Source organism: Escherichia sp. HH26CH (assembly GCF_009820205.1).
Lineage (GTDB): Bacteria > Pseudomonadota > Gammaproteobacteria > Enterobacterales > Enterobacteriaceae > Escherichia > Escherichia coli_F.
In genome coordinates this window covers 70,712-89,932 of the sequence record NZ_VNXM01000054.1, presented here as the reverse complement: position 1 = coordinate 89,932, position 19,221 = coordinate 70,712, and the positions used below count along the sequence as shown (strand labels likewise).

Sequence of the window (19,221 nt, the reverse complement as noted above, 5' to 3'; positions counted from 1 at the left end):
ACAAACTCCTTACGCGCTCAACAGTTGCTTCATGTCTTCTTCAACAGTGGTGATAGAACGCAGGCCGAATTTCTCGTTCAGTACCGCCAGCAGGTCTGGCGTCAGGAAGCCAGGTGCAGTCGGGCCGGTAACGATATTTTTCATGCCCAAAGAAAGCAGCGTCAGCAGAATAACAATCGCTTTTTGCTCGAACCAGGAGAGTACCAGCGACAACGGCAGATCGTTGACACCGCAGCCCAGTTTTTCTGCCAAAGTGACAGCCAGAATAATCGCTGAGTAAGCATCGTTACATTGACCAGCATCTACCAGACGCGGCAGACCTTCGATATCGCCGAACTCAAGTTTGTTAAAGCGATATTTACCGCAGGCGAGGGTCAGGATCAGGCAGTCATCCGGTACGCTGGTGGCGAAATCGGTGAAGTAGTGGCGCTCGCCGCGTGCGCCGTCACAGCCACCAAGCAGAAAGATATGACGCAGTTTTTCACGGCTCACCAGATCAATCAGCGTATCCGCCGCGCCAAGCAGCGTCTGACGACCAAAGCCCACGGTGATCAGGTGCGGAATTTCGCTGTACGGGAAGCCCGCCATTTGTTGTGCCTGGGCAATAACTGCTGAGAAATCATCACCATCCAGATGACGCACACCCGGCCAGCCAACGATGCTGCGGGTCCAGATACGATCGTCATAAGCCCCTACGGTTGGGTCGATGATGCAGTTCGAAGTCATCACGATAGGGCCAGGGAAGCGAGCGAACTCTACTTGCTGATTCTGCCAGCCGCTGCCGTAGTTACCGACCAGATGCTTGAATTTACGCAGCTCCGGGTAGCCGTGGGCAGGCAGCATTTCGCCGTGAGTGTAGACATTAACGCCCGTGCCTTCGGTCTGTTCCAGCAAGTTGTAGAGATCTTTGAGATCGTGACCGGAAATCAGAATGCATTTACCCGCCGTCGCTTTGACGTTGACCTGAGTTGGCGTCGGGTGACCGTATTTACCGGTTTCGCCTGCGTCCAGAATGCTCATCACTTTGAAGTTCATCTGGCCGATTTCCATGGAGCACTCGAGAAGTGCGTTCATATCGGCAGGCCAGGTACCCAGCCATGCCATGATTTTATGGTACTGGGCGTAAATATCGTTGTCATATTGACCGAGAACGTGCGCGTGTTCCATATAGGCGGCAGCACCTTTCAGGCCATACAGGCAGAGCAGACGCAGGCCGAGAATGTTTTCGCCAATCGCCGCTTTATCTTTATTGGGAGTAAATTCCGCCGCCTGACGTTGCAGCTCGCCGAGATCGTCACTCACCAGTTGCAGGTCAGCCATCGGGTTATCGACGTGGGCGTTGGCATCTACAGCTAGGCACTGTGCTTTCAGCGCCTCGCGCAGGGCAATTGCTTCACGGGCGTAGCCGACAATACGCGGAGAATCGAAATTAACGTTGGTCAGGGTTGAGAAAAATGCGCGCGGCGCGAAGCTGTCAACGTCATGGTTGATGATGCCGTATTCACGCGCTTTTACTGCCCAGGCCGAAAGCCCTTGCAGCGCCGCGATGAGTAAATCCTGAAGGTCAGAGGTTTCCGCCGTTTTACCACACATCCCCTGCGCGTATGAGCAGCCGTTTCCTGCCGGAGTACGGATAGTTTGTTCACATTGCACACAAAACATGATCACACCTTTTAAAGTTATATTTAATATGCATGTTTAAGGTTAAGACGCTTAACGCGGGGATAAAAGGGATTTTTCATGCAACTTTAAGGGAGATTGATTTAGCGCAATTTTGGCGGCAGGGATCTACCGCCAGAGAGGTATTATGCAGAGAAAAAGGCGATGAGGATCGGCACTAACAGGCTAAGAATAAAACCGTGAACAATCGCCGCCGGGACCATATCCAGCCCGCCAGTACGTTGAAGAACGGGCAGGGTGAAATCCATCGACGTCGCACCGCATAAGCCCAGTGCAGTCGAGCGGCTACGGCGAATCAGCCCAGGGATCAACATAATAGCAATCAGCTCACGGGCCAAATCATTAAAAAACGCCGCGCTCCCGATTACCGGACCAAAAGATTCGGTCAATAAAATACCGGAAAGAGAATACCAGCCGAAACCGGAAGCCATTGCCAGCGCGGTATTGATGGGAAGATCAAGAATAAAGGCGTTAATTAAACCACCAATTAATGAACTGGCAACCACCACCACGGCGACAATCATTCCCCGGCGATTAAGGACAATCTGCTTTAAGGTCATGCCATTATTGCGCAACTGAATACCGACGAGGAAAAGTAGCAGAATTAACGTGTATTCGCTGGCTTCCGTAGCGTGTTGTAAGAAACCTAATCCGCTAAGGCCAATAGCAAAGCCAATCACCACCACACCGCAGAGCTTGAGGGACTCCAGCGCCATCGCAATACGTGACGGGAGTTTTTCTTGCTGATGGTGGTTGCGCCACGGTAGGCCTCGCTCCAGCCACATCAGGGCGGCAATATTACACAGTAAAATAACGGTAATACTGACGGCGGAATAATGCAGAATCGCCAACAGGTTACTGGCGAGGTTATCGAGAAACGCCAGACTGATACCCATAAAAAAGAGAATAAGGTAAACCATCCAGCTTAATAGCTGATTAATAACCTTTAATGCAGCTTTTTGGCGAAGCGGAATGAGGTAACCCACAATCAGGGGAACCAGAATGATTAACAGCCCAGAAAACATGAAAACCCAGTCCTTGCAAAGAAGATTCGAAATGCGCGATGACACACTACTGAAAGCAGAAGGACGAGTAAAGTTGCAATTAAAAGGAAATGTTATGCATAAGGATCGGTAGGGTATTCATTTTCATTTAAAGATATTCTTGCGCTTTAATTACAAACCGCACCGGTGTTGGTGGCGTCAAAATCGCCGAGGCGTTCCCTGAAGGCCGGGGCAGCCCACATGGATGTGGGCTGAGGGCGCGTTTTACCGGGATGTTACCTCGCGCCCGACCCGGTAGCCGCAAGGGATAAGTCGAGGGCACCGCGCAGCGGCGATTTTGTTCGCCAGAGCCCGGGGGTGCAGGGGGCGGCGGCGATTGGCCGCCCCCTGCGCGCTCCCTGCGCCAGTGACTATATGTGGCTTAACACATCAAGGAGCGCAACAGGAAGATGAATCAATATATTTAAAAAAGGCCTGACAATTCGCCAGGCCTTCTGCGTTAATTAATTACGTTTTTCCAGCAGAGTCCGGTAAATCAGACCACCGATAATACCGCCGATAATTGGCACTACCCAGAAGAACCACAGTTGTTCTAACGCCCAGCCGCCCTGGAAGATGGCAACCGCAGTACTGCGCGCCGGGTTAACGGAAGTGTTAGTCACCGGAATACTGATTAAGTGAATCAGCGTTAATGCCAGACCAATGGCAATTGGTGCAAAACCCGCCGGAGCGAATTTGTCGGTTGCGCCGTGGATCACCAGCAAGAAACCTGCACTCAATACCAGTTCAACTACCAGCGCGGAAAGCATGGAATAACCGCCTGGTGAATGCTCGCCATAACCGTTAGAAGCAAAACCGCTGGCTGCCGCGTCAAATCCCGTTTTACCACTGGCAATTAAATACAGCAGCGCCGCTGCAACAATACCGCCGACAACCTGGGCAATTACGTAGCCAACGACTTCTTTTGCCGGAAAACGTCCGCCAGCCCATAAGCCAATAGTGACCGCCGGGTTAAAATGACCACCAGAAATATGACCAACAGCGAAGGCCATCGTCAGAACGGTTAAACCGAATGCCAGCGCTACGCCGGTAAAACCAATGCCTAATTCCGGGAAGCCTGCGGCCAGTACGGCACTACCACAGCCACCAAAAACAAGCCAGAAAGTACCAAAACATTCAGCTGCTAATTTTCTGAACATATCCACCTCAATTAAAAATTGACCCTGTGAAAAATATGGTCGTTTTATAGGGTCGTCGTAAAAAAGTGACGACGGAAATAATGCGCGGCTATTTTAAAAACGAAGGCGAGTCATTCACCAGATAAATAAATCCAGTAAATTTGATTTAGGGCAACAGCGGGTTGCCCCATATAGTCATTTGTCTGATTGACAGTGTAGTGCAAGCAAAAGATTTAATCCTTTAGGCGTAATAAAAAATAATTTATCATGCTAATTATTTGATTTTGTTGTTTTTGCAGACTTATCAGCAAGAGGGAGTATAACGCGATTATTCGCTCATTTTTCAGACATTTGCCATGCTTAAATGTGATGTCATCACGTATTAGCAAGGCCTTTCCCGTTATACTGCCAGCGTAAAGGATAAGTCACATATTTCTGGAGGGGATATGATTCTTGAGCGCGTTGAAATTGTGGGTTTTCGCGGTATCAACCGTTTGTCGTTGATGCTGGAACAAAACAACGTCCTGATTGGGGAGAACGCGTGGGGTAAATCCAGCTTGCTGGACGCCTTAACTCTGCTGCTATCGCCAGAATCAGATCTCTACCATTTTGAGCGCGACGATTTCTGGTTCCCGCCGGGAGATATCAACGGGCGAGAACATCATCTGCATATTATTTTGACCTTCCGCGAATCGCTGCCAGGCCGTCATCGGGTACGCCGCTATCGGCCGCTGGAAGCGTGCTGGACGCCATGCACCGATGGCTATCACCGTATTTTTTATCGTCTGGAAGGGGAGAGTGCGGAAGACGGCAGCGTGATGACACTCCGCAGTTTTCTCGATAAAGACGGACATCCGATTGATGTCGAGGATATTAACGATCAGGCACGCCATCTGGTGCGTTTAATGCCGGTGCTGCGCTTGCGTGATGCCCGTTTTATGCGCCGTATTCGTAACGGCACGGTGCCAAATGTCCCTAATGTGGAAGTCACCGCGCGCCAGCTCGATTTCCTCGCCCGTGAGTTATCCTCACATCCGCAAAATCTCTCTGATGGGCAGATTCGTCAGGGACTTTCCGCAATGGTGCAACTGCTTGAGCATTATTTCTCTGAGCAGGGGGCCGGACAGGCGCGATATCGTTTAATGCGGCGGCGGGCCAGTAATGAGCAACGAAGCTGGCGCTATCTGGATATCATCAACCGGATGATTGACCGGCCTGGAGGGCGCTCGTATCGGGTTATTTTGCTCGGCCTGTTTGCTACTTTATTGCAGGCAAAAGGCACATTGCGACTGGATAAAGACGCCCGTCCATTGTTGCTGATCGAAGATCCAGAAACCCGTTTACACCCCATTATGCTTTCAGTTGCCTGGCATCTGTTGAATCTTCTGCCATTGCAGCGCATTGCCACCACCAACTCTGGCGAGCTGCTTTCTTTAACGCCGGTAGAGCATGTTTGCCGACTGGTACGTGAGTCCTCTCGCGTTGCCGCCTGGCGTCTGGGGCCGAGTGGCTTGAGTACCGAAGATAGCCGACGCATCTCTTTCCACATTCGTTTTAATCGTCCGTCATCGCTGTTTGCACGCTGCTGGCTGCTGGTGGAAGGCGAAACGGAAACCTGGGTTATCAATGAACTGGCGCGTCAGTGCGGACATCATTTTGATGCCGAAGGGATCAAGGTCATTGAGTTTGCCCAGTCCGGGCTAAAGCCACTGGTTAAATTTGCCCGCCGAATGGGGATTGAATGGCATGTACTGGTCGATGGCGATGAAGCAGGGAAGAAATATGCCGCTACGGTACGCAGCCTGTTGAATAACGATCGGGAAGCCGAACGAGAACATTTAACGGCGTTACCGGCGCTGGATATGGAACATTTTATGTATCGCCAGGGATTTTCCGATGTGTTCCACCGCGTGGCGCAAATCCCGGAAAATGTACCGATGAATCTGCGCAAAATTATCTCGAAAGCGATCCATCGCTCTTCCAAACCCGATCTTGCCATTGAAGTGGCAATGGAGGCAGGACGTCGTGGTGTGGATTCCGTACCGACGCTGCTGAAAAAAATGTTCTCACGCGTGCTGTGGCTGGCGCGCGGTCGCGCGGATTAACCGCGAAACATCGTGGCCATTTGTGGCTGAATAGCGTCGAGCATCTCATAGCGCCGACGATATTCAGCCCGTTTTTTACTGGCGATTTCGGCAATCTCTTTTCGTGCTATCTGTGCCGGAAGGCGGTAATGGCGTTCAGCATCACATACGCCGCCAACCGACTCCCAGAACGCGTTGTAATCAGCATGGATTTTGCCTTCTTTATCGCGATAACGCAGGCTGCGGTAAATATGTGTTTCATTGCTGACGGCAATGATCTGCTCTACCTGCAAACGTTGGGCAAACAGACAGGCCGCTTCCATCACAAGGCGTTTGGGAAATAGCCCGTGGCAGGCTTTCGTCGCATTCTGGATTTCCTGATGTGGAATTTCCCATTTCGCACCTTGCAGCCCGCCAATAAACATTGTTCTTTTCCCCTGGTATTCACACAGAGTAAAGGTGATCTCTGCCAGAGGAATACCTTCGCTGTTGCGGAACAGGATTGTGCTGTCACCTTCTTTATCCATTGAGATCATCATGGTCAGCTCAAGCGTGAACTGCTCGCCGTTTTTGCCTTCCAGCTTCGCCAGTTGCAGCCCGGGGGTATTCAAATATAAGCTGAATTCTTCCGCCGACATACATCCGCGGAGTAACGCATAATGGTAACGTAACGCCCCCAGCAATTGCTTACGGCTAAGATTCGCCGCAAGGTAAGGGCGATGCAGACGCACAGGCAGTCGCGGCTGGCGCGTTAACAACACATGGAGATTAGGCCAGTGGGAAAGTTCGTTCATCCACTCAACGCTTAAACGCGGCATAATCAACGAGCGCAGCAAAAATTTCTGGCGAAAACTACGGCGATGCCAAAATTTACCCGGCCGACACTGTCCACGTGCCAGACCAAGAAAAAGTGACAGGCTGCTGAGAGAGTCAGATGGCGTAAAGGTCCGTTCAGTTAGCTGCGACATATTCATGAAATCAATGGTTATACATAACGTCGATTTCACCATGGCGTATCTTAACCAAACATCAATAGTGTGATTACTAACGTAAATTTTAGGGTTTTGTTGATATTTCGTTGAAGTTAATGACCCGGATTGGCATATGGAGTATTCAGAATATTTATGAAAAAGCGGAAAACCGTGAAGAAGCGTTACGTTATTGCGCTGGTGATAGTCATTGCCGGGCTGATTACGTTATGGAGAATTCTTAACGCACCCGTGCCGACTTATCAGACGCTGATTGTGCGCCCCGGTGATTTACAGCAAAGCGTGCTGGCGACCGGAAAGCTGGACGCGCTGCGTAAGGTTGATGTGGGCGCGCAGGTCAGCGGGCAGTTGAAAACGCTGTCGGTGGCGATTGGCGATAAAGTAAAAAAAGACCAGCTTTTAGGGGTTATTGATCCTGAACAAGCTGAAAACCAGATCAAGGAGGTGGAAGCAACGCTGATGGAGCTACGCGCGCAGCGGCAGCAGGCGGAAGCGGAGCTGAAACTGGCGCGGGTGACGTATTCCCGTCAGCAACATCTTGCACAAACGCAGGCGGTTTCACAGCAGGATCTCGATACCGCCGCGACGGAGATGGCTGTGAAACAGGCGCAAATTGGCACCATTGACGCACAAATCAAGCGCAATCAGGCCTCACTCGATACGGCTAAAACCAATCTCGATTACACCCGCATCGTTGCCCCGATGGCCGGGGAAGTCACGCAAATCACCACTCTGCAAGGCCAGACGGTGATTGCCGCACAACAAGCACCGAACATTCTGACGCTGGCAGATATGAGCACCATGCTGGTAAAAGCGCAGGTTTCTGAAGCGGATGTAATCCACCTGAAGCCGGGGCAAAAAGCCTGGTTTACGGTGCTTGGCGATCCGCTGACGCGCTATGAGGGGCAAATCAAGGATGTGCTACCGACGCCGGAAAAGGTTAACGACGCTATTTTCTATTACGCCCGTTTTGAAGTTCCCAACCCCAATGGTTTGCTGCGGCTGGATATGACCGCGCAAGTGCATATTCAGCTCACCGATGTGAAAAATGTGCTGACGATCCCTCTGTCGGCGTTAGGCGATCCGGTTGGCGATAATCGTTATAAAGTCAAATTGTTGCGTAATGGTGAAACACGCGAGCGTGAAGTGACGATTGGCGCACGTAACGATACCGATGTTGAGATTGTCAAAGGGCTGGAAGCGGGCGATGAAGTGGTGATTGGTGAGGCCAAACCAGGAGCTGCACAATGACGCCCTTGCTCGAATTAAAGGATATTCGTCGCAGCTATCCTGCCGGTGATGAGCAGGTTGAGGTGCTGAAGGGCATCACCCTCGATATTTATGCTGGTGAGATGGTGGCGATTGTCGGCGCTTCGGGTTCCGGTAAATCGACCCTGATGAATATTCTCGGCTGCCTGGATAAGGCCACCAGCGGCACCTATCGCGTCGCCGGTCAGGATGTTGCCATGCTGGACGCCGATGCGCTGGCGCAACTGCGTCGCGAACACTTCGGCTTTATTTTCCAGCGTTACCATTTGCTTTCACATTTAACCGCCGAGCAGAACGTTGAAGTACCCGCCGTCTATGCCGGTCTTGAGCGGAAACAGCGGTTGCTTCGCGCCCAGGAGTTACTGCAACGACTGGGGCTGGAAGACCGTACAGAGTATTACCCGGCACAGCTTTCGGGTGGTCAGCAACAGCGCGTCAGCATCGCGCGGGCATTGATGAACGGCGGTCAGGTAATTCTTGCCGATGAACCAACCGGCGCACTGGACAGTCATTCTGGCGAAGAGGTGATGGCGATCCTGCATCAGCTGCGCGATCGCGGGCATACGGTGATTATCGTTACCCACGATCCGCAGGTCGCTGCTCAGGCCGAGCGGGTGATCGAAATTCGCGACGGCGAAATTGTGCGCAATCCTCCCGCCATTGAAAAAGTGAATGTTGCTGGCGGGACGGAGCCTGTTATCAACACGGCGTCTGGCTGGCGGCAGTTTGTCAGCGGTTTTAACGAGGCGCTGACGATGGCGTGGCGGGCGCTGGCAGCGAATAAAATGCGTACTTTACTGACCATGCTGGGGATTATTATCGGTATTGCGTCGGTGGTTTCAATTGTCGTGGTGGGCGATGCCGCTAAACAAATGGTGCTGGCGGATATCCGTTCTATTGGTACGAATACTATCGATGTCTATCCCGGAAAAGATTTTGGCGATGACGATCCGCAATATCAGCAGGCGCTAAAGTACGACGACTTAATTGCCATTCAGAAACAACCGTGGGTCGCCTCAGCCACTCCTGCCGTCTCGCAAAACCTGCGCCTGCGTTATAACAATGTTGATGTGGCTGCCAGTGCCAATGGCGTGAGCGGCGATTATTTCAATGTCTATGGCATGACCTTCAGCGAAGGGAATACCTTTAATCAGGAACAGCTGAATGGCCGTGCGCAAGTCGTGGTTCTCGACAGTAATACTCGCCGTCAGCTTTTCCCCCATAAAGCAAATGTGGTTGGCGAGGTTATCTTGGTTGGTAATATGCCAGCGAGAGTCATCGGCGTGGCAGAGGAAAAACAGTCGATGTTTGGCAGTAGTAAAGTGCTGCGCGTGTGGTTACCTTACAGCACGATGTCCGGGCGAGTTATGGGCCAGTCGTGGCTGAACTCTATTACTGTCAGGGTGAAAGAAGGATTTGACAGCGCTGAGGCGGAACAGCAACTCACGCGTTTACTTTCACTGCGCCACGGTAAGAAGGATTTCTTTACCTGGAACATGGACGGCGTCTTGAAAACCGTTGAAAAGACCACACGTACTTTACAACTGTTTCTGACGCTGGTGGCGGTGATTTCGCTGGTGGTGGGCGGTATTGGTGTAATGAATATTATGCTGGTGTCAGTGACCGAGCGGACGCGGGAAATTGGCATTCGCATGGCTGTAGGTGCGCGAGCAAGCGATGTTTTGCAACAGTTTCTGATCGAAGCCGTACTGGTTTGCCTGGTCGGTGGCGCGTTGGGAATAACACTGTCACTGTTAATTGCTTTCACCTTGCAGCTTTTCTTACCCGGCTGGGAGATTGGTTTTTCACCGTTGGCGCTGCTGCTGGCGTTTCTCTGCTCGACGGTCACCGGGATTTTATTTGGCTGGTTACCCGCACGAAATGCGGCACGACTGGATCCAGTAGATGCTCTGGCACGAGAGTAATTTTTGAGATAAAAATGCCAGCCGATCGGGCTGGCATTTTGCCTTTAGGATGTACACAATGAGACAGAAGAGCTATGCGACTGCCGCTTCTACTTCGACGGGCACAATAACACTGGCGTGATTGCCTTTTGGCCCCTGGTGGACATCAAACTGAACGGATTGTCCAGCTTTTAGCGTTCTGTAACCATCCATCTGAATGGTGGAATAATGAGCGAAAATATCTTCGCCGCCGCCTTCAGGGCAGATGAAACCAAACCCTTTGGCATTGTTGAACCACTTAACAGTACCCTTTTCCATGCTTCGACATCCTTCGCAAATCTTATACAAGTAAGATGGAATAAACCGGGGTCAGAGAGGGGGCTGTTCAAAACCTCGCCAACTCTAGAAATACAATTTAGAGAATTAGGGCGAGCCGTCAAGCATTTGACAGGGGCCAGGGGGCAGGTATGAATCAAAAATTTGAAGCAGTTAACGCTATTGACAGGAATGTGACAGATGTCGCTGATGCCAACGATAGATGATAGTTATCTATCATGTGGAGTAGATTGGTCAGGCAAATAAGCTCTTGTCAGCGGCAGGGCGTTCTGCCGATAACCGTAACCGAAGATGATAACTGACAATGGGTAAAACGAACGACTGGCTGGACTTTGATCAACTGGCGGAAGAAAAAGTTCGCGACGCGCTAAAACCGCCATCTATGTATAAAGTGATATTAGTCAATGATGATTACACTCCGATGGAGTTTGTTATTGACGTGTTACAAAAATTCTTTTCTTATGATGTAGAACGTGCAACGCAATTGATGCTCGCTGTTCACTACCAGGGGAAGGCCATTTGCGGAGTCTTTACCGCCGAGGTTGCAGAAACCAAAGTGGCGATGGTGAACAAGTACGCGAGGGAGAATGAGCATCCATTGCTGTGTACGCTAGAAAAAGCCTGAATGCAGGCATAAAAATTGGGGGAGGTGCCTATGCTCAATCAAGAACTGGAACTCAGTTTAAATATGGCTTTCGCCAGAGCGCGCGAGCACCGTCATGAGTTTATGACCGTCGAGCACTTGTTACTGGCGCTGCTCAGTAACCCATCTGCCCGGGAGGCGCTGGAAGCGTGTTCCGTGGATTTGGTTGCGCTCCGTCAGGAACTGGAAGCCTTTATTGAACAAACCACACCCGTTCTGCCTGCCAGTGAAGAGGAGCGCGACACACAGCCAACGCTGAGTTTTCAGCGTGTACTGCAACGTGCGGTCTTCCATGTCCAGTCCTCCGGTCGCAATGAGGTTACCGGTGCAAACGTTCTGGTCGCTATCTTTAGCGAACAGGAGTCGCAGGCGGCATATCTGTTGCGCAAACATGAAGTCAGCCGTCTCGATGTGGTGAACTTTATCTCTCATGGCACGCGTAAAGACGAGCCGACACAGTCTTCTGATCCTGGCAGCCAGCCAAACAGCGAAGAACAAGCTGGTGGGGAGGAACGTATGGAGAATTTCACGACGAACCTGAATCAGCTTGCGCGTGTGGGCGGAATCGACCCACTGATTGGTCGTGAGAAGGAGCTGGAGCGTGCTATTCAGGTTCTCTGCCGTCGCCGTAAAAACAACCCGCTGCTGGTGGGGGAATCCGGTGTCGGCAAAACCGCGATTGCGGAAGGTCTTGCCTGGCGAATTGTTCAGGGCGATGTGCCGGAAGTAATGGCTGACTGTACGATTTACTCTCTCGATATCGGTTCTCTGTTAGCGGGCACAAAATATCGCGGCGACTTTGAAAAACGTTTTAAAGCGTTGCTCAAGCAGCTGGAGCAGGACACTAACAGCATCCTGTTTATTGATGAGATCCACACCATTATCGGTGCGGGTGCAGCCTCTGGTGGTCAGGTTGATGCGGCTAACCTGATCAAACCGTTGCTCTCAAGCGGTAAAATTCGCGTAATTGGTTCGACAACCTATCAGGAGTTCAGCAACATTTTCGAGAAAGACCGTGCTCTGGCGCGTCGCTTCCAGAAAATTGATATTACTGAACCGTCGATCGAAGAAACCGTACAGATCATCAACGGCCTGAAACCGAAGTACGAAGCGCACCATGACGTGCGTTATACCGCAAAAGCGGTGCGTGCAGCGGTAGAGCTGGCGGTGAAATACATTAACGATCGTCATCTGCCGGATAAAGCCATTGACGTTATCGACGAAGCGGGCGCTCGCGCACGCCTGATGCCGGTAAGCAAACGCAAGAAAACCGTTAATGTGGCGGATATTGAGTCCGTGGTGGCCCGTATTGCGCGCATTCCAGAGAAGAGTGTTTCTCAGAGTGACCGCGATACCCTGAAAAACCTCAGCGATCGCCTGAAAATGCTGGTCTTCGGTCAGGATAAAGCCATTGAGGCGCTGACTGAAGCCATTAAGATGGCGCGTGCAGGTTTAGGTCACGAACATAAACCAGTCGGTTCGTTCCTGTTTGCCGGCCCTACCGGGGTCGGGAAAACAGAGGTGACGGTACAGCTTTCGAAAGCTTTGGGCATTGAGCTTCTGCGCTTTGATATGTCCGAGTATATGGAACGCCATACCGTCAGCCGTCTGATTGGTGCGCCTCCGGGATACGTTGGTTTTGATCAGGGCGGTTTGCTGACTGATGCGGTCATCAAGCATCCTCATGCGGTGTTGCTGCTGGACGAAATCGAGAAAGCGCACCCGGACGTGTTCAATATTCTGTTGCAGGTGATGGACAACGGTACGCTGACCGATAACAACGGACGCAAAGCGGACTTCCGTAACGTGGTGCTGGTGATGACCACTAATGCCGGGGTACGGGAAACTGAGCGTAAATCCATTGGTCTTATCCACCAGGATAACAGCACCGATGCGATGGAAGAGATCAAGAAGATCTTTACACCGGAATTCCGTAACCGTCTCGACAACATTATCTGGTTCGATCATCTCTCCACCGACGTGATCCATCAGGTAGTGGATAAATTCATCGTCGAGTTGCAGGTTCAGTTGGATCAGAAAGGTGTTTCTCTGGAAGTGAGCCAGGAAGCGCGTAACTGGCTGGCCGAGAAAGGTTACGACCGGGCAATGGGCGCACGTCCGATGGCACGTGTCATCCAGGACAACCTGAAAAAACCGCTCGCCAACGAACTGTTGTTTGGTTCGCTGGTGGACGGCGGTCAGGTCACCGTCGCGCTGGATAAAGAGAAAAATGAGCTGACTTACGGATTCCAGAGTGCACAAAAGCACAAGGCGGAAGCAGCGCATTAATCTAATTGTTAGGTAGGTTGGTGAAGTCCGTAATCTCGAAAGAGGTTACGGACTTTTTATTTATGGGGTGGAGGAGGTTCAGACCCTTTTTTTGATGATGATGGTAAGTTGTTGATAAGTAGTGCAGCTGAAAGGTAAGGATAAAAAAGGGGGGGCAGCAGGAAAATGAGATGGTTTTGCTTTATTAACAACGGGCTAGACGTGTAGTATTTGAGTTCACTGCCGTACAGGCAGCTTAGAAAGCCAACCGAAAGAAAAACTCGATTTTTATACCGTTCACTGCCGTACAGGCAGATAAAATGCGAAAAAAAAGCCCGTACTTTCGTACGAGCTCTTCTTCAAATATGGCGGTGAGGGGGACCGCCTGAAATAAATCTGACTTAATCCGGGAGCGTTATATAACCTCATTATAAACAATGCATTACAATTTTTGCTGTCCGATGTTATCCAATGTATTCTTAGTGAAGTGAGAGACTAATGGCATACTGGATGGCATACCAGAGTAACAGGAATTAGCGTATGGCAGTATTGACGGATACTAAAGCAAGGCATATCAAACCTGATGACAAACCATTGCCCCATGGGGGAATTACAGGACTGACTCTTCATCCTTCTTCAGTAAAGGGGCGGGGGAAATGGGTTTTTCGTTATGTAAGTCCGGTGACACAAAAAAGACGTAATGCTGGATTGGGAACTTACCCAGAGGTCAGTATTGCTGAAGCTGCACGTACTGCCCGGATAATGCGAGAGCAACTTGCTGCAGGTGATGATCCTCTGGAGATTAAAAAGGCTGAAGCTGAAAAAGTTGTTATCCCAACATTTGCCGATGCAGCCCGGCGTGTACATGCAGAATTGTCACCGGGATGGGAAAACCCAAAGCATGTCAGGCAGTGGTTGTCGACGCTTGAAAATTACGTGTTTCCTCAACTGGGAGCAAAAACGCTGGATACGATTACGGCTGCGGAAGTGGCAGAGACTCTGCGTCCAGTCTGGTTGACCTTATCAGAAACGGCAAGCCGGGTTAAACAGCGCATTCATGTTGTTATGCAGTGGGGCTGGGCGCATGGTTTTTGTGTGGCGAATCCTGTTGATGTGGTTGATCATTTGCTTCCACAGCAATCAAGAGGACGTGATGAACACCAGCCGGCAATGCCCTGGAGGCAGTTACCGCTTTTTGTGGCGACCAGTGTGTATACAGATGAACCTTATAATGTTACCCGGGCACTGTTATTAATGGTGATACTGACAGCAACCCGCTCGGGCGAAGCAAGGGGAATGCGCTGGACTGAAATTGATTTTCATAAGCGGATATGGACGATACCCGCAGAAAGAATGAAAGCCAGGATACAGCATCGTGTTCCTTTATCCCGACAGGCCATTCACGTTCTGGAAAATATACGTGGTCTGCATGACGAACTGGTGTTTCCTTCTCCCAGAAAGCAACAGATCCTTTCAGATATGGTGTTGACGAGTTTTCTACGTAAAAAGAAGGCCATCAGTGATATACCCGGACGAGTGGCTACAGCACATGGTTTTCGTTCAACATTCAGGGACTGGTGTAGCGAACAGGGATATTCGCGGGATTTGGCGGAAAGGGCGCTTGCCCACACGCTGAAAAATAAGGTTGAGGCGGCATATCACCGGACTGATCTGCTGGATCAGCGTATACCGATGATGCAGGCATGGGCGGATTATGTGATGTCTCAGATTATGGAAAACCAGCGATGAAATCACATCTCACAGATTTGCAGATGTCGTCTGTAATCACGAAAAATATATTTATTGAGTTATAATGCTTGTTTGTCTGATATTTGCAATGACATAAATGTAAAAATAATACGTAATATTGTAGTTTATAAATTGAATGATAAAAACAATGCCAGTCTGTAAGTGATGTCTGGCATTGTTTCAGATATTCAGGTTGGTAACTGAATGATAAAAGACGGGAACTTTAATTTTTTGTAGTTATGTTCCATATTTTAGTCTGTTCTTCATTTCTGTACTTATTCAGCTTATGGTCCCAACAGACCATAAACATTCCACGCTCCATTATCGGGATGTTTGCCTCATTTGCTAATTCACAAGGTGTAATCGCGTCCCCGATATAAATGATTTTTTGGCCGATTGAATAATCAATTACGATTTTTTTCTGTTCTGCAAGTATATCAAGTGCTTCATCAAGAACACATTTATTCCTGAGAGCATATGGACCATATTGTAGTATATGGCTTTTTTGATATTCGTATCCTTTTACCCGGATGATATTTTCTCTGAGCCATTTATCCAGTTTTTCTGCAGGAGATATTTCCCGAAGCGATTCCAGTTTGGATATAAGATGCTGAAAATAAAAATCAACGAGATAAATAGCACTATTGATACTTTCTCGTGTTATTACTGTACCATGTGGATTGTTCTCCAGCTCCAGAAGTGCGGCTATTCGAACAGCCTGTTCTCTTTTCCTGACGATAATGTCTTCGAAAGTGGTCATACGTGGGTTCTGCCTGACAGCACTCATATTTTCTTCGTGAAAGATTTCCAGATCGTGGGATGCTGCGTTTGATAATGTCATGCGGATGCGTTGCTCACCTTTTGCACGCCTTTCCCGGGACGCTCTCAGAGAGTCTCTGATCTGACAGCCAAAACTTTTCTCATGAAAACAGGTTGCACATTGCTGCGTTACTACAGGAGTGGCAGTATGCGGTTTTGTCGTCATTATTTTATTTGCTCCGGGTTCGCAAAATAGCACCCGGGCCAGAAAGCCATTGCCCCGGATCTGGTCGCCAGTGAGAGTAAAAAACTTATCAAATATTACCGGTTGAGTCAGTATAAGCATAGTGAGACGGGAATCCTTTACCCGGAATCCGGGTCTGGATGCCCGTTCTACGGTGACTGGTTGCCCACTCCATAATGTGTTGTACAGCGCCGATTTGCGTTCGAAACGCTTATCCAGAATAGTTCCTCCTTCATCAGATAGCAACAGAAGAGAAGGTGACTGGCTGAGTTTCAAAGCTATCCCTTCTGGTGTCGCGTCATTCACGATGAGAACCTGTTGTACGGGAGGTACGGGTTTATTTGCTATACACTTTTCAAGCGCTGCTCGTGCAGCAGCAGCATTTTCCGGGGATCTTTCCATTTCCTTTTTATATCTCCGCTCCAGGATTTTTTTATCTGTTGTCCACATTTCCATCATGCGATCATAGTTTTTTTTATCGTCGATATATGCCTGATGTAGTTCTTCTTCTGTTTCATGAACAGGGGCGATTAATTTTGCGCAGGCAGAGGTTTTTCCACTGCCTGATGCTGATGAAAGACACATATATATCTGAAGACTGGTACGCTGCCCTCCAGAAAGTTCAACTTCATGCGTATCCTGGACCGAGGCAGCCTTGACCGTCAGCATAACAGACAGCAGTATTTCACGGCTTATTCCCGTTTCTTCATGCATTTCATCAAGTAATGCCTGGCACCTGTCAGGCAGTTTAGTTATGTCAAGTTCAGGGGGGGATAATTTTGTCATGGCGTACAGTTTTCCTTATTTATCCTTAGTTACGGATCTGGTTGGTGTTGTATGTAAAGTTAACCACTCATCAATGGCAGATGCCCGCCAGCCTACAGCCGAACTCCCAAGCCGGACAGGCCGGGGAAAGGTGGCATCGTAGTATTTTGATGCCGGATTCATTTTTTCGTAGATGGTCGATCTTGATATACCAAGGAGCCGGGTAAGTTCAGCCATACGCAGGATGCGTGAGGGGGTATAAAAATGTCCGGTCTGGGTTGACATATTGTTCTCCATGTGAGTTGAAGGCTATGTCATTAATTTGCTACGTTAAGGCCAGAATGTCCCCTGTGATAAAACGGAAACCAACCGGAGATCAGAGCAGATGCGCATGTTTACAAATCTTTTGTATGATATTTGTACAGTTTTCGAGTTGTTTAAGGAAGGAGAGAGTCCGAGGGATAAGCGGAAGAGTACTGATTTTGGAGCGCATCAAAGATTCTGGAATCAACGTTATAATGAGCTCAGTCACATTATTGATGCTGAAGGGGTGTATAGTCTGGAACAACGGCGAATTATATTTTCCCGGTATGAATATTTTTATTACATGATGAATTCTTACCCTGTGTATTCAACATTAAAGTCCGAATATATCCGTAACTATTTTCTGGAAAGCTTTGGAGTTGTTTTTATTGTGCTGGATATATATAACACATATCGTCCGGAGAATGAAACAGGGTTTTATTATCATATCTATAATTTTTTGCAAAAATCATATTGTCCCTGCCTGGATTACTCTGGTACAGAAAGCGATGAGGCTGCCGTTAAACGTTATCTCCGGGAGTATCTTGCTGAACTGGGATTTAACAGAGAAGATTTTCGGGAAAACGGAAAAATGTATGAGCTGGGAAAATACCAGGGAACTATTCGAAAAGGGTACGGTAAAAGGAAGAGCCTTATGAAACAATATATAAAGGCCTGTAAGAATGAATACAAGAAGGATTACAGAGAGAAGAAGCTTGATAAGAGTGAGCTGGACAGAATACTCAACAACATTGACAAGTTCTATTATGCATTTTATTCATTAAGTATTTTGCTTGATATGCAACGGAAGGTAAAGATACTTGACAGTATTGCATATTATCTCAGAGTGCTGATAAGAGAAGGGCTTTGGGTACATGGGGTGTATGGCTGCGCTGCACGCTATATTTATGATTTTAATATTTTTGACACAACGCCTTATGCAAGAGCATTACTTGAACGGTTTCATGAGTTTGAGAGTGGCCCCAAAGGAGCATTAACTCGTTATATTGTGTCACTTGATGATAAATCACAAGAATATATCGAATCTTTAAAAGATATGGTGTTTAATCTTTCTGATAAGAAAAGTTATGATGATGTATATCTGGAAAACATTATTAATTATTTTGAACAGTTGCAGAATGCCCGTGGTTATGTGACCAGGTGCTACATGTTACTGGCCGTTTTTATTTATCTGATTCGGCGGAACAAACTTCACAAAGCTCTTCGGTTTTATGATGAATCCCAAAAATACGAGTTACCTTCTGGGTATCTTCCCGGCGCTTTTTCAGTTCTCAGGATAGCGCTGGAGATCAAATTAAACAGGGAGAAAATAAAGCATGGTTCACTGTTCGAATTACTTGATTATGTAAAAGCTTATCAGGATGCATTTATGGACTTAAGGGTCGTGACGGATCCTGCGTATAATGAAGATGAAATACAATATGATGCGAATAATTTTACTCTGATGCGTGTCATTAAAATGTATAATTCGATGCTTGCAAATATTAGTACAAAGTCAGATATTCAGCCTCCGTATATTACAGGTCTTCTCGATAATGTAGAGAGGGCGTTAGATAAGATAAATATTCTGATAGATAAAGAACGTGTTTACGATGGTGAAACGTTGGCTGAATTAATTACAGAGAACAAAATATTATCCAGTCGTGAAAGTAAAGAAAACCTGATAGGATTATTTACGGGCAGACACAAATATACTTTACTGCAATGTATTGAGAAGCTTGGCGTATTGGTTGATTATGTAATATCACCGGTTGATGATATTAAAAACGTCATGATGTTGTATGGAAATAATGCTGAAAACAAGAACAGACGCAGACTGATCTACAACGCATTAACCATCATTTGTGGTGATGATACTAAAAACAACGAGTCAGGCCCTCGATGATATTATCGGAACGTGTTTTTGGCATCCGATGTTTGTATATCCCTGCTATTGTTGCTAGCCGGCTAGCAACAATAGCAGAGGGGGCATGCATGTCTGAAAAAATAAAAAATCGCAACGCATTGATTTTTATGTTGTTTGCA

15 protein-coding genes are annotated in these 19,221 nt (G+C 48.5%); 8 read left to right on the top strand and 7 right to left on the bottom strand.

Annotated elements, in window-relative coordinates; genetic code table 11:
* Positions 1-9: 9 nt before the first annotated feature.
* From hcp to aqpZ, 3 genes are all read right to left on the bottom strand, one after another.
* The gene (gene hcp / locus FQ015_RS17870) at positions 10-1,662 is read right to left on the bottom strand and encodes a hydroxylamine reductase (protein ID WP_160524335.1); all 1,653 of its coding nucleotides are present in this window, start codon (positions 1,660-1,662) and stop codon (positions 10-12) included.
* Positions 1,663-1,805: 143 nt separating this feature from the next.
* Complete coding sequence (gene lysO / locus FQ015_RS17865) at positions 1,806-2,705, bottom strand: L-lysine exporter LysO (RefSeq protein ID WP_000491128.1); 900 nt, start codon at positions 2,703-2,705, stop codon at positions 1,806-1,808.
* 482 nt (positions 2,706-3,187) lie between these two features.
* Positions 3,188-3,883 (bottom strand): aquaporin Z, encoded by a 696-nt coding sequence (gene aqpZ, locus FQ015_RS17860; RefSeq protein ID WP_001354877.1) that lies wholly within the window; start codon positions 3,881-3,883, stop codon positions 3,188-3,190.
* A gap of 425 nt (positions 3,884-4,308) precedes the next feature.
* On the opposite strand from aqpZ, the gene FQ015_RS17855 reads away from it, so the two are divergent.
* Entirely contained in the window at positions 4,309-5,967 is a 1,659-nt protein-coding gene (locus FQ015_RS17855; protein ID WP_000599806.1) for an ATP-dependent endonuclease, read from the top strand.
* Here FQ015_RS17855 and FQ015_RS17850 read toward each other — a convergent pair.
* The gene (locus FQ015_RS17850) at positions 5,964-6,920 is read right to left on the bottom strand and encodes a VirK/YbjX family protein (RefSeq protein WP_160524334.1); all 957 of its coding nucleotides are present in this window, start codon (positions 6,918-6,920) and stop codon (positions 5,964-5,966) included. The genes FQ015_RS17855 and FQ015_RS17850 overlap by 4 nt on opposite strands.
* Positions 6,921-7,070: 150 nt before the next feature.
* Between FQ015_RS17850 and macA the strand changes: the two genes are divergently transcribed.
* Positions 7,071-8,186: a macrolide transporter subunit MacA gene (macA, locus tag FQ015_RS17845; protein ID WP_160524333.1), complete on the top strand. Its 1,116-nt coding sequence runs from the start codon at positions 7,071-7,073 to the stop codon at positions 8,184-8,186.
* A complete protein-coding gene (gene macB / locus FQ015_RS17840) occupies positions 8,183-10,129 on the top strand; it encodes a macrolide ABC transporter ATP-binding protein/permease MacB (RefSeq protein ID WP_000188165.1) in 1,947 nt (648 codons plus the stop codon). Before macA ends, macB begins: the two co-directional genes overlap by 4 nt.
* A 72-nt stretch (positions 10,130-10,201) precedes the next feature.
* Here the strand turns inward: macB and cspD are convergent, their stop codons facing one another.
* Positions 10,202-10,426 (bottom strand): cold shock-like protein CspD, encoded by a 225-nt coding sequence (gene cspD / locus FQ015_RS17835; protein ID WP_000410785.1) that lies wholly within the window; start codon positions 10,424-10,426, stop codon positions 10,202-10,204.
* A gap of 149 nt (positions 10,427-10,575) precedes the next feature.
* Here cspD and yljB point away from each other — a divergent pair, with 149 nt between their 5' ends.
* The 4 genes from yljB to FQ015_RS17820 all read left to right on the top strand — a co-directional run bounded on the left by yljB (position 10,576) and on the right by FQ015_RS17820 (position 15,104).
* Complete coding sequence (yljB, locus tag FQ015_RS24315; RefSeq protein WP_001406719.1) at positions 10,576-10,650, top strand: protein YljB; 75 nt, start codon at positions 10,576-10,578, stop codon at positions 10,648-10,650.
* Positions 10,651-10,748: 98 nt separating this feature from the next.
* Positions 10,749-11,069 carry an ATP-dependent Clp protease adapter ClpS gene (gene clpS, locus FQ015_RS17830; RefSeq protein ID WP_000520781.1) on the top strand — a complete coding sequence of 107 codons (321 nt, stop codon included), beginning with the start codon at positions 10,749-10,751 and terminating at the stop codon, positions 11,067-11,069.
* A 30-nt stretch (positions 11,070-11,099) separates the two neighbouring features.
* The gene (gene clpA, locus FQ015_RS17825; RefSeq protein ID WP_000934050.1) at positions 11,100-13,376 is read left to right on the top strand and encodes an ATP-dependent Clp protease ATP-binding subunit ClpA; all 2,277 of its coding nucleotides are present in this window, start codon (positions 11,100-11,102) and stop codon (positions 13,374-13,376) included.
* 519 nt (positions 13,377-13,895) lie between these two features.
* Entirely contained in the window at positions 13,896-15,104 is a 1,209-nt protein-coding gene (locus FQ015_RS17820; protein ID WP_160524332.1) for a tyrosine-type recombinase/integrase, read from the top strand.
* A 223-nt stretch (positions 15,105-15,327) separates the two neighbouring features.
* Here FQ015_RS17820 and FQ015_RS17815 read toward each other — a convergent pair whose 3' ends face one another.
* A complete protein-coding gene (locus FQ015_RS17815) occupies positions 15,328-16,893 on the bottom strand; it encodes a DUF3987 domain-containing protein (protein WP_086623705.1) in 1,566 nt (521 codons plus the stop codon).
* A 15-nt stretch (positions 16,894-16,908) separates the two neighbouring features.
* Positions 16,909-17,157 (bottom strand): helix-turn-helix transcriptional regulator, encoded by a 249-nt coding sequence (locus tag FQ015_RS17810; protein ID WP_001349431.1) that lies wholly within the window; start codon positions 17,155-17,157, stop codon positions 16,909-16,911.
* A 100-nt stretch (positions 17,158-17,257) separates the two neighbouring features.
* On the opposite strand from FQ015_RS17810, the gene FQ015_RS17805 reads away from it, so the two are divergent.
* On the top strand, positions 17,258-19,081 hold the full coding sequence (locus FQ015_RS17805) for a hypothetical protein (RefSeq protein ID WP_160524331.1): 1,824 nt from the start codon (positions 17,258-17,260) through the stop codon (positions 19,079-19,081).
* Positions 19,082-19,221 lie beyond the last annotated feature (140 nt).

Excerpts from the sequence above, each read along its gene's own strand:
- FQ015_RS17815 (WP_086623705.1), bottom strand. The coding sequence starts at position 16,893 with ATGACAAAATTATCCCCCCCTGAACTTGACATAACTAAACTGCCTGAC.
- macB (WP_000188165.1), top strand. The coding sequence starts at position 8,183 with ATGACGCCCTTGCTCGAATTAAAGGATATTCGTCGCAGCTATCCTGCC.
- aqpZ (WP_001354877.1), bottom strand. The coding sequence starts at position 3,883 with ATGTTCAGAAAATTAGCAGCTGAATGTTTTGGTACTTTCTGGCTTGTT.
- FQ015_RS17855 (WP_000599806.1), top strand. The coding sequence starts at position 4,309 with ATGATTCTTGAGCGCGTTGAAATTGTGGGTTTTCGCGGTATCAACCGT.
- cspD (WP_000410785.1), bottom strand. The coding sequence starts at position 10,426 with ATGGAAAAGGGTACTGTTAAGTGGTTCAACAATGCCAAAGGGTTTGGT.
- lysO (WP_000491128.1), bottom strand. The coding sequence starts at position 2,705 with ATGTTTTCTGGGCTGTTAATCATTCTGGTTCCCCTGATTGTGGGTTAC.
- hcp (WP_160524335.1), bottom strand. The coding sequence starts at position 1,662 with ATGTTTTGTGTGCAATGTGAACAAACTATCCGTACTCCGGCAGGAAAC.
- macA (WP_160524333.1), top strand. The coding sequence starts at position 7,071 with ATGAAAAAGCGGAAAACCGTGAAGAAGCGTTACGTTATTGCGCTGGTG.
- FQ015_RS17810 (WP_001349431.1), bottom strand. The coding sequence starts at position 17,157 with ATGTCAACCCAGACCGGACATTTTTATACCCCCTCACGCATCCTGCGT.
- FQ015_RS17820 (WP_160524332.1), top strand. The coding sequence starts at position 13,896 with ATGGCAGTATTGACGGATACTAAAGCAAGGCATATCAAACCTGATGAC.
- FQ015_RS17805 (WP_160524331.1), top strand. The coding sequence starts at position 17,258 with ATGCGCATGTTTACAAATCTTTTGTATGATATTTGTACAGTTTTCGAG.
- FQ015_RS17850 (WP_160524334.1), bottom strand. The coding sequence starts at position 6,920 with ATGAATATGTCGCAGCTAACTGAACGGACCTTTACGCCATCTGACTCT.
- clpA (WP_000934050.1), top strand. The coding sequence starts at position 11,100 with ATGCTCAATCAAGAACTGGAACTCAGTTTAAATATGGCTTTCGCCAGA.
- clpS (WP_000520781.1), top strand. The coding sequence starts at position 10,749 with ATGGGTAAAACGAACGACTGGCTGGACTTTGATCAACTGGCGGAAGAA.